The sequence below is a fragment of the Tenacibaculum sp. L6 genome, assembly GCF_028823685.1.
GTDB lineage: Bacteria > Bacteroidota > Bacteroidia > Flavobacteriales > Flavobacteriaceae > Polaribacter.
The window spans coordinates 1-15,260 of record NZ_JAPEHZ010000027.1; the positions used below are offsets into that span (position 1 = coordinate 1).

The following is a 15,260-nucleotide window of genomic DNA, read 5'->3' on the forward strand; positions in this document are numbered from 1 at the left end:
ATTTTTATGTTATAACATTTGCAAAGTGTTAATTTCTTGTTGCGTTAATTCACGCCATCTACCACGAGGTAAATTCTTTTTAGTTAAACCAGCAAAAATAACACGATCTAATTTTTTTACATGATATCCATAATGTTCAAAAATTTTACGAACAATACGGTTTCTACCAGAGTGAATTTCAATACCTACCTCAGTTTTCTTTTCACCCTCTACGTAAGAAACGGCATCAATAAAAACTTTTCTTCCCTCAATAATTACATCACCACGTAATTTTTCTAAATCAGCAATGGTTAATTTTTTATCTAAAGAAGCATGGTATAATTTACGAACGTTATGCTTAGGGTGCGTTAATTTTTTTGCCAACTCACCGTCGTTAGTAAATAATAATAAACCAGTAGTATTTCTATCTAATCTTCCAACAGGGTAAATTCGTTCTCTAGTGGCGTTTCCTACTAATTCCATTACAGTTTTACGACCACGGTCATCTTCCATAGTAGTAATGTAATTTTTAGGTTTGTTTAATAAAACGTAACGTTTCTGCTCCATAGAAATTAAAGTTCCATCAAAACGAACTTCATCAGTAGGCTGCACTTTGTAACCCATTTCCGTAACTAATTTCCCGTTTACAGAAACACTTCCGTGTTCAATATACGTATCTGCTTCTCTACGAGAACAAATTCCTGAATTAGAGATAAATTTGTTCAAGCGAATTCCTGTATCCTCAGTTTTTTTCTGAGTAGGTTTATTGCTTTTTGGTTTTCTGAAATCTTTTTTGAATTGATTTTTTCCTTGAGGATTGCTGTTACGTCCAGCTTGTCGTCCTCTCGACGAGTTTTTTGAATTCATTCTTAAGTTTTTAAAAAGTGCGCAAATTTACGGTAATTATTTGATTTTTAATCTAAAACTTCAATTACTTTATCTAAAATCAGCGATTTATCAATGAATAATAAGCTGAATACACCAATTAATAATAACACCTTTAAAATGTTATGTGCTAACCTGTATTGATTTTTATGAACGGAATTCCATGTGTAAAATCCGACAAAAATTAAGGTGATTGCTGCTAAATAGAAGTAATATTTCATGTATTCAATAGCAGGGTAGGTGTTTATAATTCCGATAGGAACTAGGGTAAGAAACATTAATAAAATAATAGTTCTTTTGGTAGTACGTTCGCCATAAATTACAGGAAAAGTATTGTAGTTGTTGGCGATTGCTCCTTTGATGTTTTCTAAATCTTTAATCAATTCTCGTGTCATAATAACTAAAAAGAGAAAAATTGCATGCACAAAAATCACTTTTGAAAAGTTTTTATAATGTACAAATACAACAAAAAAAGGGAGTATAGTTAAGATGGTTGCAGTAATGAGTCCAACTAACGGATATTTTTTTAATTTATGTGAATAAAACCAAATGCCGAAAATATATACCGCAAAAAAGAAAGCTGCTCTCCATGATACTAACCAGCCAAAACCAAAGCCAATAAAATTCAGTAAAAAATAAAGTCTGAGCTTTGTTTCTTGTTTTACGTAGGAGTCAATCCCAGTTTTTATAGGACGATTGATTTTATCAGCATTTTTATCATAAAAATTATTGATGATATATCCTGCTGCAACTACACAAACAGTAGCGATAACTAAGTAGAGTAAATGCCAATCGAAAACAACAGGCTTAACCGATTTTACATCAGAGAAAATAAAAATAGCAGCCAAATATTGGGCTGCTATTAATACTAAAATATTGTAACCTCTTATGACTGATAAAAGGCTTAATATTTTTAAAAGTAAGGTGTTGTTTTTAAATGTACTCATAGTAGCATTTTAAAAGCGGTACACCAATTCTAATTTATAATCTTTTAAACTATTTTTTGCTTTTTCGTAATCTTCAGTAAATCCTAAGATATAACCTCCACCACCAGAACCACAAAGCTTTAAGTAGTAATCGTTTGTTTGAATTCCATTTTCCCAAACTTTATGAAAAGCAGTAGGAATCATAGGTTTAAAGTTAGCTAATACTACTTTTGATAACTTTTTTACATTACCAAACAACGATTTTACGTTTCCTTGTAAAAAATCTTCAATACAAGCATCAGTATGCGTAGCAAACTCTTCGCTTATCATTTTACGGAATCCTTCGTTTTTCATCTTATTCATAAAGATGTTAACCATAGGTTCAGTTTCACCAACTTGTTCTGAATCTAGTAAGAAAACAGCTCCTTTTCCTTCTTTTTGAGATGGAATGCCTGCTGGTTCAATATGTTCTTTTGAATTGATTAAAATAGGTAAGCTTAAATATGAGTTTAACGGATCTAATCCAGAACTTTTTCCGTGGAAAAAAGATTCCATTAAAGAAAAAATCTGTTTTAATGCAAGTAACTTATCGCGTGTTAGGTTTTCTAAAACCGTAATTTTATCGTTAGCATACTGGTCGTAAATAGATGCCACTAAAGCACCAGAACTTCCTACTCCATATCCTTGCGGAATAGAAGAGTCGAAGTACATACCATTATCGATGTCATTTTTTAATGAAGCTAAATCAAAAGAAACTAAATCAGAGTTTAAGTTTGCTAAATACGTATAAAATTTAGCTAAACTTTGATTTGATTTTTCAGCTTCTCCGGTTAGGTTTTTAGCAGACTTTAATGCGCCTTTATAAGAGCTAAAAGGAATAGCTAATCCTTTAGAATCTTTGATGATTCCGTATTCTCCGAAGAGTAATATTTTAGCGTAAAATAAGGGTCCTTTCATAGGTGTTTTAATTACAGGGCAAAGATACGAGTAAAAGTGCTAGTTTACAAACTAGTATACGTTTTTGTAAAAAGTTTTCCAAATACCAACTTTCTCGTTTTCTCGGTATTTTCCTTTAGATTCGATTTTGCCGTTTTTGTAAAAAGTTTTCCAAATGCCTTCTCTTTTACCATATTCGTATTTACCTTCTTCTTTAAGTTCTCCTGATTCGTAGTAAACTTTTCGTATGCCGTGTAACTTTCCGTCTTTATAATTGGCTTTATGAAAAGGTTTACCGTTAGGGTGATAATACAATACTAAACCGTCAAATTCCTCTTCATTAGGAATATTAACGGTGCTAAATCCTTCCATTTGAATTTGACCATTTTTGTAATAGTCTACAATCCAATAGCCATTGTTCATCTTTTTAGGAGTGGGTCTGTAAAACTCGTGATTCTCTTTAGTTGTTTCTTGCCAGTTTTTATCAAACCATACCGTATCTTGCGCAAAGACAGATGTAGTGATAAAAAGGGAAACAAAAAACAGTAGTATAGTTGAATTTCTCATGATAGTAGGAAATTTAGTTAAGGTTACACAAGTCTTGCACCAAGACCCGTGCTATCACAAATATACTGATTTTTTTGGCAGTATGCAGCTAAAATATTCTTAATAAACAGTTCAATTTCAGTCTTTTCTGAATTAGGGTAAAGTACATGTACGTTTGCACCTGCATCTAAAGTAAAGCAAATATTACTGTTGTTTTCCTCTCTGTATTCCCAGATTTTATTGATAATTTCTAACGTATTAGGTTTCATCAAAATAAAATACGGATTACTAGTTAACATCATTGCATGTAGCGTTAACGCTTCGCTTTCAACTAAATTGATAAAGGATTTAATGTCTCCGTTTTGAAGGATTTTAGATAGTTTTTCAAGATTCTCATTCGCTTGAATAAAACGATTTTCAGCATACGGATGGTTGTGCATTAAATTATGGCCAACGGTACTAGACACTTGTTTTTCTCCTTTATCAACCAATAAAATGGTGTCTTGATAGTTTTCGAAAATAGGATGTACTTTGTATGGGAATTTTACACCAAATAAGTCTGAGCTTCCTTCGATCTTTGGATGTTTACCCCAAACCACTAACGGACCTTCAATACTTCTACTAGCACTTCCAGAACCTAAACGGGCTAAGAAAGATGCTTTTTTGTTGATGTATTCTTTAGTTAACTCTGGATTTAATTCTTTTTCTAAGCTCATTAAACACATAGCGATAGCGCTCATTCCGCTTGCAGAAGAAGCAATTCCGCTACTGTGCGGGAAAGAGTTTTCCGAAGAAATAACCATTGAATACTCTAAGATATACGGACAATATTCTTGAATTCGCTCAAAGAACTTAGCTATTTTAGGTTTAAAATCATCTTTCTTTTTTCCTTCAAAGAACAATTCAAATTGAGCTTGATTTTTAGGAGTTGTCTTTGAAAACTCAATTTTTGTGGTAGTATGACAGTTGTTTAGCGTGAAGCTTATTGAAGCATTTTTTGGGATTTGTGGTTCACTTTTTCCCCAGTATTTTACCAAAGCAATATTGCTAGGTGTTTGCCAAGTAACTGTTAAGTTTTCTACTTTTTTGTCTTGAGATTGAAATATAAAATCAGATGTATTCAAAGTGTAAAATTTTTGCGGTAAAGATAAAGTTTCACTTACACTTGTGCTAATGAATTTTTAATTGGGTATTTTTGTTGCATGAGAAAAATTAAACTGATTTGGGATTTTAAAGGTCCTGATGGATTGGAAACGGCAAAGCATCACTGTATACATTTAAAAGAGTTTGCACAGATAGATAATTTGCCATATCATGAAGTAAATTTTGTATCTTTAAACGAAATGCATACGATCGCTTTTATAGTGGTTGATGAAGAGAATATGAAGATTTTTAGAGATGCATTAAAACCTCATAGAGGAGAATTAGCGTAAATAACACAAAAAAATAGACCTATGTTTTTAATTAATGCCTTAGCAAAACCAAAAAAATCATCTGAACATTACGATGAAGTTTTAGGAGCGTATGTAAGTTTGTATATCGATTATAAAGATATCGAAGGAGCTATGCAGTTAGCTAAATTTTACATCAAGGAAGAAGACTGGAAAGTAGTAGAAATAGAAGACGAATATTTTACGTTAGATTCTGTTGACGATGTAGAAGATGAAGAGCAAAAAGAGTTGTATGAAGAAGCTGTAGAGTATGGATACTCTATCATCTTTAACTGCTACGAAGAAGAAGGAGAAGAAGACTAAGATTAAAAAAAATAAAGTCATTTCGAACGAAGTGAAAAACTTCAATTTATGTTCGAAATGACTTTAATCTATTCTGCAATTGCTTTTGCACAAATATAACCTCCTGTCCACGCATTTTGAAAGTTAAAACCGCCTGTAACGGCATCAATATTTAATACTTCACCTACAAAAAACAAGTTTTTGTGTTTTTTGCTTTCAAAACGTTTAAAGTTAATTTCTTTTAAATCAACACCGCCAGCAGTTACAAATTCTTCTTTAAAAGTAGTACGGCCATTTGCGTTAAACAACCCTTTTGTTAATTGATTCGCTAAACTTTGAAGTTGTTTGTTACTTACATCAGCCCAATTCTGATTGTTTTTTATTTCTGAAGCCGCAACCAAACGCTCCCACAATCGGCGAGGAATATCGCTAAAAGGAGATTTTAAATTCACTTGTTTTTTAGCTTGCGATTTTTTTAACTGTTGTAACTCATCAAAAACTGAATCTGTATCTTGTCCTAGCCAGTTAACAAGTACGTTGTATTGATAATTTTTGTCAGCTAAAATACGAGCACCAAAAGCGGATAGTTTTAAGATAGCAGGACCACTTAAACCCCAATGGGTAATTAATAATGGACCAGAATTTTCTAAATTCGTTCCAACAAGTGTTACTTCTGCATTTGGAACGGATATTCCGCCCAAATCAATAATTCGCTTATCTTTAATGTTAAAAGTAAATAAGGAAGGAACGGGCTCAATAATAGTATGATCTAAAGTTTTGCATAATTCCCATACTTTTTTACTGCTTCCTGCAGCAACCACTACGAAATCAGCTTCAAAATCTTGATTTTTTGTGTTGATAATCCATTTCTCATTTTGTTGATAAAGAGAATTCACACCATGATTTTTTAACACGGTAATTCCGAGGTTATCAACAGCGTTTTGGAAACAATCTATAATAGCTTGAGAAGTATTAGCTTCTGGAAATACCCGATTGTCTTCTTCAATTTTTAAGGGAATTCCATGATTTTCAAACCACTCAAAAGTGTCACCTGTCATGAATTGATGAAATGGTCCAAGTAATTCTTTTTCTCCTCTAGGATAAAATTTTGTCAATTCCTTGGGATCAAAACAAGCATGCGTAACATTACAACGGCCTCCACCAGAAATTTTTACTTTTTGTAAAACCTCTTTTCCTTTTTCAAGAATAGTAATGTTCAATTCAGGATTGAGTTCTTTTGCATTAATAGCAGTAAAATAGCCTGCTGCTCCACCACCAATAATAATGACCTTTTTCATTATAAAATCATTTCTTTATATGAAAGGATAGTATTGAATCCTTTTTGTTGAAAATAGTTAATGCTGTCTTCATTACCTGTAGCTAAAATAAAATCTCCACCCCAAGCACCTAGGCCTTTTACCTCTCCAAAATAATCTGGAAATGTAGTTTCTTTTATAGGATTTATTTTAATTATTGAGCTAATAAGTTTTTCATGCTCAATAATAATTTTGTTTAGGTCTTTTGAAGTGTTCGTGTGTAAAAACTCTCGTGTCAAGTTATCTATTTCAGGAATTAACCGTAGCGCTTCTTCTTTGTGTTTTTTATAGTGAGCAATTCCTTCTCTACTATTTTGTTTTTGATTTAAATGCACAAAAAACAATTCCTCAGAAAAACTTGGATTGAAATTTACTTCTTCAATATGAGGTTGTTTGTCTTCTAGCTTATATAGAATCGGAGTGTTATGTTTTGCACAAGCAATATCGTAACCACTTCCAGAAAAAGCGTTCCAAAGCAAGGTAAACGGATTTATATTAGCCCAAGTAGCAATATTATTAATTAAAGTTGAAGAACTTCCTAATCCCCAGTTTTGTGGAAATGTTAGGTTTGTTTTTACAATATACCCATGATTAGTGTTTAAAAAATCAGGGTTTAGTTTTTTTGCTTCTTGTAAAATATCATGTAAAGTTTCAGCTATAAATTCAGCACTACCTTCTTTATCTGAATTAAAGGTAGCTGAGGTTAGCCTCAGTTTTGGTAAATCGAAAGAAGCTTCAAACCAACATTCTCCTGTATGTGTAAAGCTTCCCCAAATAAGTTGTGGCTCTTTAATCGGTTCAACAATTAAATCTTGTCCAAACTTGGTAGGAATAGCCAATGATGTAGCGCCATCTAGAACAACATACTCGCCGGTGAGTAATAATTTTCCGTTAGAATAGTGTCGCATTATACCAGCCCAAATTGTTTAAAATGATGGGTAAAGTGTTTTACTTGAAACTTTTTCCAATACTCATAATCCAACTCTCCAAAAAATGGATGTACTACTTTTCGGTAGGGGTCTTCATTAAACACAGTCTCAAAATATTGAACCTGATGTATTAAATCATTAATAGCTTCATTCATAGAGCTAAATTTTAACGGAGTTGGATCTTCCGATAAAAAAGGAGCTTTAAATCCAACTTGTAATTCGCCATCGGTATTTAAAAAAGGTTTTCTTCTAGCTGTTTTCTCATCAGAAACATACATGTCAACATGCCAATTTCCATTAGCTATTTGAGTAACTGTACTTAAATGCTCTACCATTTGTTGCCCGTTCATTTTTCCAAATAAGGGTTTTGCATCAGCTGCTAAGTTTATAAGTGTACTACGTACTTCATCCTCATTTAAAAAGTCTACCCATTGCACTTTTGGTTTTCGAAGCTCATTTAGTTTTTCAACTACAGCACTGTGTGAGGCCGTTCTATCCTCAAAATAAGCAACGACTGCTTCTTTTTCTTCGTTGGTGGCTTTGTGTTGATTTAAGATGTTCATCAAGTGCATTTTCATGTGTCCGTGTTGAATACCTTTAGTAGTTAAGGCACGTAAAGCAGCAAAATTCTGCGCTAAACCAGCCGCAGCGATAATTTGCATTAAGGTGCGTGCACTTGGTTTTTGCATCATATCTAACGATAATTTTGCCATTGGGTGTAATGCGGTTAGTCCACCTACGGTACCTAAAGCTAAAGGAATTTTAATCCAAAATCTAAAAACACCATCTTTTACTTCGCAATGTGTTAAACTACTGTATTGCCCATTTTTTGAAGCATAGGCATGTGCACCAGCTTCAATAGCTCTAAAATCGTTACCCGTTGCCAACACAACAGCATCAATTCCATTCATAATACCTTTATTGTGTGTAACTGCACGATACGGTTCTATTTCAGCGATTTTAACTGCTTGTTCAAATTTTTGAGCAAATTTCTCTGGGGTTTTTCCGCCTAATTCTTCTACCTTACAGCTAACTTCCGCTCTAACTAAACATTCAGGAACGTAGTTAGAAAGTATGCTCATCACAATTTCAATATCATCTTTCCTAAAAGCTTTAGCAATAGCCTCTAAACAAGAATTGATAAAGTTAGCACCCATACTATCTTTTGTTTCAAACGTAACGTGTAATTGATAGTAGTCTGCTAGTTTATCAGTTTTGTCAATCAGTTGAATATCTAAAATACCACCACCACGTTTTTCCATATTCTTTGTAATGGATGCAGTGGCAGCATGTAATTCGGTTTTTTGTTCGTTGAAATAAGAATGTAATTCCTTTTTATCTCCAGCGTACATAAAATGTACTTGACCAATTTTTGTAGTAGAAATTACTTCAGTTTTAAATCCGCCTCTAGTACTCCAGTATTTGGCTACTTTTGAAGCAGCAGCAACAACAGAGCTTTCTTCTACGACCATAGGTATTGCATAACTACGTCCGTTAATAACAAAGTTAGGGGCAACGCCGTAAGGCATATAAAAGTTAGAAATGGTATTTTCAATAAAATCATCGTGCAGCTGTTGTAGTTTTTCGTCTACATTCCAGTATTGCTTAATGGTTTGTATAATTTCTGGTTGATTGTTAAAGTAACTTTCTGCCAACCAGTCTATTTTTTCCTCTTTGGTAAGTTTTGAAAAACCAGAGATCGTTTTAGACATCCTCAATTCATTTTTTGATGGTTCAAAGATAAGTGAAACGTGTTAAAATAGGGGTGATATTTAGTTTTTATGATTTTTTTGAGGTGGTTTTTGGCTATTTTTCCGTAAACTTGGCAAACTTTTTAGATAAACAACAACTTAATATGAAGAAATTATTACTATTTTTTATAGGGATATCTTCGCTAGTGCAAGCTCAGAAAAAAGATATTTCCTTAGAAGATATATGGAGAAAAGGCACGTTTAGAGCAGATTATATGAATTCTTTGAATTCTATGAATGGAGATTTTTATTCGCTTTTAAACTATGAAAATGGAAGTACTTCTGTAGATAAATACAGCTATGAAACTTTAGAAAAAGTAGCTACTATTGTAGATAGTAAAGATTTAGCAGGATTGAAATCATTTCAATCATATAGTTTTAACAATGACGAAACCAAATTGATTTTAGGTACTAACTTTAAGCCAATTTTTCGTCATTCTTTTTTAGGTACATTTTATGTGTACGATATTGCTAAAAAGACATTAGATCTTATAGGTACAGATATTCAGGAACCTACATTTTCTCCTGACAGCAAAAAAGTAGCCTATGCTAAAGCAAATAACTTATTTATTAAAGATTTTTCTGATAATACAGTTACTCAAATAACTAGCAACGGAAAAAAGAATGAAATAATTAATGGTATTACTGATTGGGTATACGAAGAAGAATTCGGCTTTGTAAAAGCTTTCGATTGGAGTGCAGATGGTAACAACCTAGCTTTTTTACGTTTCAATGAAAGTGAAGTAAAAACGTTTTCTATGGATGTTTACGGAAAAGAAAAGTATCCATCACAACACGTTTTTAAATATCCAAAAGCAGGAGAGGCTAACGCAAAAGTTTCATTACATATTTTCTCATTAAACACTGGTAAAACTGCTGAGATAAGAGTAGGAGATTATGAATATATTCCGAGAATTAATTGGACAAGCGATGCTAATTTATTAGCTGTGCGTACGTTAAATCGTCATCAAAATGATTTAAAAATGTATTTTGTTGATGCTAACTCTTACAGAAGTCACTTAGTTTTAAATGAAACAGATAAAGCTTACGTAGATATCAACGATGATTTAACATTTTTAGATGATAACAGTTTTATCTGGACAAGTGAAAAAGATGGTTACAATCACGTTTACCACTATAATAAAGACGGACAGTTATTAAACCAAGTAACCAAAGGAAACTGGGAGGTTACCTCTTACTACGGTTATAATGCTGATAAGAAAACTATTTATTATCAATCGGTAGAAAATGGTTCTATCAACAGAGGAGTTTATAGTGTTTCTTTAGACGGAAACAATAAGAAGTTGTTAAGTAATCCTTCAGGAACAAACAATGCTTCTTTCAGTAAAAACATGCACTATTTTATCAATACATTCTCAGATGCAAACACACCACCTGTGTATACTTTACGAAATGATGAAGGAAAAGTATTAAAGACAATTATTGATAATACAAATTTAAAAGAGGTTGTAGCAGGATATAATTTAAGTAAAAAAGAGTTTTCTACTATTAATGTTAACGGTAACGACTTAAATATGTACACTATTAAGCCTGCAAACTTTGACGCGAATAAGAAATATCCAGTTTTAATGTATCAATATTCTGGTCCAGGTTCTCAAAATGTAAAGAATAGCTGGAATGGGGCTAACGATTATTGGCATCAAATGTTAGCACAAGACGGATATATTGTTGTTTGTGTTGATGGTAGAGGAACAGGATTTAAAGGTCGTGACTTTAAAAAAGTTACTTATATGAATTTGGTGAAGTATGAAACGGAAGACCAAATTTCAGTAGCTCAAGAATTAGCTAAGTTACCTTATGTAGACGCTAATAGAATTGGTATTTGGGGATGGTCATTCGGTGGTCATATGAGTACGAACTGTTTATTAAAAGGAAATGATGTATTTGCAGCAGCTATCGCTGTGGCACCAGTTACTACATGGCGTTTTTATGATACTATTTATACTGAGCGTTATATGCGTACACCAGAGGAGAATCCAGCAGGGTATGATGATAATTCACCATTAAATTATCCAGAATTATTAAAAGGAAAGTATTTATTAATTCACGGAACAGGTGACGATAATGTACACGTACAAAATGCTTACAGAATGGCTGAAGCGTTAATTCAAGCTAACAAGCAATTTGAGTGGGGTATATATCCTGATAAGAATCATGGTATTTATGGTGGTAACACACGTTTACACTTATATACTAAGATGACGAACTTTATTAAAAACAACTTATAAACTAAAACAATATATTATGGCTAAAAATGTAGCAACCGAAAGGGAAATATTTGGGCATCCGGTAGGATTATTTATGTTGTTCTTTACAGAAATGTGGGAACGTTTTTCATACTACGGTATGAGAGCTTTACTGGTTTTATATTTAATTAGCGAAGTAGCAAGCGATAATCCAGGTTTAGGATGGTCTAAAAGTGATGCTAGTAGTTTATATGGTTGGTACACAATGCTTGTTTATATTACTCCAATTATTGGAGGAATTATTGCCGATAAAATTTTAGGATTTAGAAAGGCAATTATCATAGGTGCTGTATTAATGACATTAGGGCATTTATCATTAGCTTTTGAACCAATGCCAGCGTTTTATTTAGGGCTTGGTTTATTAATTGTAGGTAACGGGTTTTTTAAACCTAACATTTCTTCAATTGTAGGGCAGCTATATCCAGAAGGAAGTGATAAAAAAGATTCAGGATATACTATTTTTTATCAAGGAATTAACGTAGGAGCTTTCTTAGGATCAATTTTATGTGGTTACTTAGGAGAAACTTTAGGATGGCACTACGGATTTGGATTAGCAGGTATATTCATGTTTATAGGATTAATTCAGTTCCATTTAGCACAAAAAATGTTTGGGGAAATTGGATTAGCACCAAAGAAGGAAATTTCAGAAGAAACCGCAGTAGTAGAAAAAGAGCCGTTAACAAAAGTAGAAACACAAAGATTAATTGTTGTTGGTGTTTTAGCGTTTTTCTCTATCTTTTTCTGGGCAGCTTTTGAACAAGCAGGTTCAAGTATGAACATTTTTGCAAGTGAATATACTGATAGAAGTTTAGAGGGAGTTGGAGTTACGATTTTTAAAGTAGTTGGCGCTTTGTTATCTGCTTTACCAGTAATAATTTTAACTTGGTTATTTATAGGAATGTTTAAAGCAATTGGTAAAACATATGCTACAGCGATGATGTTTATGGCATTAAGTGTTACCATTTTATGGGGAATTATTGGGTACATGATTTACAATCAATTTTTTGATGAAAATCCTGAAGTACCTGCAACATGGTTCCAGAGTTTAAATGCGTTATTCATCTTTACTTTAGCACCATTATTTTCTTGGATTTGGCAAAAATTAGCAAAGACAAAATACAATCCTAACGGGCCTCAAAAATTTGCAATTGGGTTAATATTATTAGGATTAGGTTTTATTCCAATGGTAATAGGATCAGCAGGATTAGGTGTTGATTCAGTACAAAAAACGAGCATGATTTTCTTAGTATTAGCATATTTGTTGCATACGATGGGAGAGTTAAGTTTATCTCCAGTAGGACTTTCTTATGTAAATAAATTATCACCAAAAAGATTATTAGGTATCATGTTTGGTATTTGGTTCTTCGCTTCAGCTATGGGTAATAAATTAGCAGGATCTTTTTCTAGCTACATGGAAAAAATAGCTCAAGAATCTTCAATGTCTGATTTCTTCAATATCTTAGTTTGGATTCCAATCATAGGAGGTGTGGTATTATTCCTTTTAAGTTTCCCACTTAAAAAATTAATGCACGGAGTAAAATAATAAGGAACATTTAACCTCATGATAGCTTTTTATCATGAGGTTTGTTATATATAAATGATAAATAGATATGAGTTCAGTTACATCAAATGATTTTTTTAAGTCAAAAGTATTAGGTCATCCTTCAGGGTTATTTGTGCTTTTTTTCACAGAAATGTGGGAGCGTTTTTCGTTTTACGGAATGCGTGTATTATTAATAAACTTTTTAACAGCAGCAGCAATTGGCGCTAATCCAGGTTGGGAATGGTCGGCAGAAAACGCAGGAGCATTATTTGGTACCTATGCAATGTTATTATACTTAACTCCAATTTTAGGAGGTATTATAGCAGATAAATTAACAGGATACCGTTGGGCAGTAGTTATTGGTTCGATTATTATGACCTTAGGGCACGCTGCAATGGCTATTGAAACAGAGTTTTGGTTATATGTTGGTTTAGCTTTATTAGTAATAGGTACAGGTTTTTTTAAGCCTAATATGACGTCTATTATTTCAGAAATGTATAAGGACTTACCAGAAAAGAAAGATGGAGCATATACCATTTTTTACATGGGAGTTAATGCGGGAGCTTTCTTCGGAATGATGTTATGTGGATACTTAGCAGAAAAAGTAGGTTGGTCTTGGGGATTCGGTTTAGCAGGAATCTTTATGTTATTAGGAACGTTACAGTTCTGGTTAGCGAAGCCATTATTCGGTACTATTGGAGATGTTCCTTCTAAAAATGGAAAAGAAGAAGCTGAAGTATCAGCTACAGAAACATCTAACGATAGCGATAAAACAAACCCTTTTACAAGTTTAGATAAAATTTTAATCGCGATTGCTTCGGTAATTGGTTTAGGATATGCAATTAACGATCCGTTATCAAAAATTGGAGGAATTGATCTTTTCGGAGCTTTAAAAGTAGGTGATTTTGATGGACAATACGTAGCAGTATTGTTTGGTTTAGCAGTATTTTTATTCTTAACAATTTCACGTATATCACGATACACAAAAATTGTAAGAGATAGAATGATAGCGGTAATTATTTTCGCATTCTTTACGGTATTCTTCTGGATGAGTTTCGAGCAAGGTGCAACTTCATTAATCCTTTTCGCGCGTGATAATGTAGATAGAGTTTTAACAGGTAATGCACAAATAATATTTAACATAGTAAATACATTATTAACAGTAATTCCTTTACTAATTATTACTTGGGTGTTGTATTTGTTAGGAAAAGAAACAGGTAAAAGAATTCCAGCGTCAAACTTTGTTTTAGCAATATGTTTCTTAGGGGTTTGGGCATTAGTAGGATGGATGTTATACGTTGAGTTCTCTGCGGAAGCTTCAGAAATTACAGTTTCTTGGTTCTCAATATTAAACTCGTTCTTTATCATTGCATTTGCAAACTTATTCTCTAAGTGGTGGGATTCAAAATACAACCCATCTGCAGCGGTTAAATACGGTTTAGGTTTAATTATTATGGCTGTAGGATTTGGTTTATTAGCATTCGGAGCTTACGGAATTACCGACGGAGTTAAAGTAAGTATGGTATGGTTAATCTTAGCATATTTGTTTCATACATTAGGTGAATTATGTTTATCACCAGTTGGTCTTTCGTATGTATCTAAATTAGTGCCAGCTCGTATGATTGCATTTATGTTTGGTATGTGGTACTTAGCAATTGCGATAGGAAACAAGTTAGCAGCAGTTTTAGGAGGTCAAATTGAAAACATTACAAAAGAATACAGTTTATCAACTTTCTTCTTAATTTTTACAATTGTACCAACAATTGCAGGACTTTTAGTTATTGCTTTAAACCCAGTAATTAAAAAGTTAATGCACGGGGTGAAATAACCCTAAATATAGGTTAAAAGAACTTTTAACAACCTGTCAAGTCAAAAACTTGGCAGGTTTTTTTGTAAATTTGGAACACTTATTGAGACTTTAGGAATATGAAAAAAATAATAGTAGTAGCGGTTTTCGCCATTATTTCATTTGGAATAAGAGCACAAGAAAATAAAGTTAATTGGTTAACTTTTGAAGAAGCGATGGAAATGAGTGAGAAAGATCCTAAGCCAATTATGGTAGATATTTATACCGATTGGTGCGGATGGTGTAAAAAAATGGATAAAACAACGTACCAAAACAAGGTAATTATAGATTACATCAATACACATTACTACCCTGTAAAGTTAAATGGTGAAGCTAAACACGATATTATGTTTCAAGGAAGAACTTTCACTTACCAAGCACAGGGTAGAAGAGGATATCATGAATTAGCAGCAGCGATTATGAAAGGGCAATTAAGCTATCCTTCAACAGCATTTTTTAACACAGAAAGACAATTGTTACAAAATGTTCCTGGGTATTTAGAAGAGAAAAGATTTGAAAAAATACTAGCCTATTTTAATAAAGAGAATTATAAGAGTACACCTTGGCCTGAGTTTGAAAAAAACTTTAAAAGTGCCATGTAAA

The 15,260-nt window shown here is 32.8% G+C and carries 14 protein-coding genes; 6 read left to right on the forward strand and 8 right to left on the reverse strand.

All coding sequences use genetic code 11. From position 1 onward, the window contains the following. Positions 1 to 9: 9 nt before the first annotated feature. From OU788_RS06890 to OU788_RS06910, 5 genes are read right to left on the reverse strand one after another with little or no spacing between them, the layout of a single operon-like run. A complete protein-coding gene (locus tag OU788_RS06890) occupies positions 10 to 846 on the reverse strand; it encodes a pseudouridine synthase (protein WP_047790553.1) in 837 nt (278 codons plus the stop codon). Positions 847 to 893: 47 nt separating this feature from the next. Next, entirely contained in the window at positions 894 to 1,811 is a 918-nt protein-coding gene (locus OU788_RS06895) for a geranylgeranylglycerol-phosphate geranylgeranyltransferase (RefSeq protein WP_274634480.1), read from the reverse strand. Positions 1,812 to 1,820: 9 nt separating this feature from the next. Then, positions 1,821 to 2,747 carry a mevalonate kinase family protein gene (locus tag OU788_RS06900; RefSeq protein WP_274634481.1) on the reverse strand — a complete coding sequence of 309 codons (927 nt, stop codon included), beginning with the start codon at positions 2,745 to 2,747 and terminating at the stop codon, positions 1,821 to 1,823. A gap of 51 nt (positions 2,748 to 2,798) precedes the next feature. After that, positions 2,799 to 3,293, reverse strand: coding sequence for a toxin-antitoxin system YwqK family antitoxin (locus OU788_RS06905; protein WP_274634482.1), 495 nt, complete (start codon positions 3,291 to 3,293; stop codon positions 2,799 to 2,801). Between the two features lie 23 nt (positions 3,294 to 3,316). Continuing rightward, complete coding sequence (locus OU788_RS06910; RefSeq protein ID WP_274634483.1) at positions 3,317 to 4,396, reverse strand: diphosphomevalonate/mevalonate 3,5-bisphosphate decarboxylase family protein; 1,080 nt, start codon at positions 4,394 to 4,396, stop codon at positions 3,317 to 3,319. Between the two features lie 78 nt (positions 4,397 to 4,474). Here OU788_RS06910 and OU788_RS06915 point away from each other — a divergent pair, with 78 nt between their 5' ends. Together OU788_RS06915 and OU788_RS06920 are read left to right on the forward strand one after the other, a co-directional pair. Further along, entirely contained in the window at positions 4,475 to 4,705 is a 231-nt protein-coding gene (locus OU788_RS06915; RefSeq protein WP_274634484.1) for a hypothetical protein, read from the forward strand. A gap of 21 nt (positions 4,706 to 4,726) precedes the next feature. Then, entirely contained in the window at positions 4,727 to 5,026 is a 300-nt protein-coding gene (locus OU788_RS06920) for a hypothetical protein (protein WP_274634485.1), read from the forward strand. Between the two features lie 68 nt (positions 5,027 to 5,094). Here the strand turns inward: OU788_RS06920 and OU788_RS06925 are convergent, their stop codons facing one another. The 3 genes from OU788_RS06925 to OU788_RS06935 are packed head-to-tail and all read right to left on the reverse strand — an operon-like array spanning position 5,095 to position 8,968. Then, the gene (locus OU788_RS06925; protein WP_274634486.1) at positions 5,095 to 6,303 is read right to left on the reverse strand and encodes an NAD(P)/FAD-dependent oxidoreductase; all 1,209 of its coding nucleotides are present in this window, start codon (positions 6,301 to 6,303) and stop codon (positions 5,095 to 5,097) included. Further along, positions 6,303 to 7,229: a GYDIA family GHMP kinase gene (locus OU788_RS06930; protein ID WP_274634487.1), complete on the reverse strand. Its 927-nt coding sequence runs from the start codon at positions 7,227 to 7,229 to the stop codon at positions 6,303 to 6,305. Before OU788_RS06930 ends, OU788_RS06925 begins: the two co-directional genes overlap by 1 nt. Continuing rightward, complete coding sequence (locus tag OU788_RS06935; RefSeq protein WP_274634488.1) at positions 7,229 to 8,968, reverse strand: hydroxymethylglutaryl-CoA reductase, degradative; 1,740 nt, start codon at positions 8,966 to 8,968, stop codon at positions 7,229 to 7,231. Before OU788_RS06935 ends, OU788_RS06930 begins: the two co-directional genes overlap by 1 nt. Before the next feature lie 137 nt (positions 8,969 to 9,105). On the opposite strand from OU788_RS06935, the gene OU788_RS06940 reads away from it, so the two are divergent. The 4 genes from OU788_RS06940 (at position 9,106) to OU788_RS06955 (ending at position 15,259) form a co-directional block, all read left to right on the forward strand. Continuing rightward, positions 9,106 to 11,250: a S9 family peptidase gene (locus tag OU788_RS06940; RefSeq protein ID WP_274634489.1), complete on the forward strand. Its 2,145-nt coding sequence runs from the start codon at positions 9,106 to 9,108 to the stop codon at positions 11,248 to 11,250. A gap of 16 nt (positions 11,251 to 11,266) precedes the next feature. Beyond that, positions 11,267 to 12,811, forward strand: a complete 1,545-nt coding sequence (locus OU788_RS06945) for a peptide MFS transporter (RefSeq protein ID WP_274634490.1) — start codon at positions 11,267 to 11,269, stop codon at positions 12,809 to 12,811. A 67-nt stretch (positions 12,812 to 12,878) separates the two neighbouring features. Continuing rightward, positions 12,879 to 14,639 (forward strand): peptide MFS transporter, encoded by a 1,761-nt coding sequence (locus OU788_RS06950; protein ID WP_274634491.1) that lies wholly within the window; start codon positions 12,879 to 12,881, stop codon positions 14,637 to 14,639. A gap of 98 nt (positions 14,640 to 14,737) precedes the next feature. Continuing rightward, the gene (locus OU788_RS06955; protein WP_274634492.1) at positions 14,738 to 15,259 is read left to right on the forward strand and encodes a thioredoxin family protein; all 522 of its coding nucleotides are present in this window, start codon (positions 14,738 to 14,740) and stop codon (positions 15,257 to 15,259) included. Position 15,260 lies beyond the last annotated feature (1 nt).

Coding starts and splice junctions, on each gene's coding strand:
- OU788_RS06890 (WP_047790553.1), bottom strand. CDS start 846: ATGAATTCAAAAAACTCGTCGAGAGGACGACAAGCTGGACGTAACAGC.
- OU788_RS06895 (WP_274634480.1), bottom strand. CDS start 1,811: ATGAGTACATTTAAAAACAACACCTTACTTTTAAAAATATTAAGCCTT.
- OU788_RS06900 (WP_274634481.1), bottom strand. CDS start 2,747: ATGAAAGGACCCTTATTTTACGCTAAAATATTACTCTTCGGAGAATAC.
- OU788_RS06905 (WP_274634482.1), bottom strand. CDS start 3,293: ATGAGAAATTCAACTATACTACTGTTTTTTGTTTCCCTTTTTATCACT.
- OU788_RS06915 (WP_274634484.1), top strand. CDS start 4,475: ATGAGAAAAATTAAACTGATTTGGGATTTTAAAGGTCCTGATGGATTG.
- OU788_RS06920 (WP_274634485.1), top strand. CDS start 4,727: ATGTTTTTAATTAATGCCTTAGCAAAACCAAAAAAATCATCTGAACAT.
- OU788_RS06925 (WP_274634486.1), bottom strand. CDS start 6,303: ATGAAAAAGGTCATTATTATTGGTGGTGGAGCAGCAGGCTATTTTACT.
- OU788_RS06930 (WP_274634487.1), bottom strand. CDS start 7,229: ATGCGACACTATTCTAACGGAAAATTATTACTCACCGGCGAGTATGTT.
- OU788_RS06940 (WP_274634489.1), top strand. CDS start 9,106: ATGAAGAAATTATTACTATTTTTTATAGGGATATCTTCGCTAGTGCAA.
- OU788_RS06945 (WP_274634490.1), top strand. CDS start 11,267: ATGGCTAAAAATGTAGCAACCGAAAGGGAAATATTTGGGCATCCGGTA.
- OU788_RS06950 (WP_274634491.1), top strand. CDS start 12,879: ATGAGTTCAGTTACATCAAATGATTTTTTTAAGTCAAAAGTATTAGGT.
- OU788_RS06955 (WP_274634492.1), top strand. CDS start 14,738: ATGAAAAAAATAATAGTAGTAGCGGTTTTCGCCATTATTTCATTTGGA.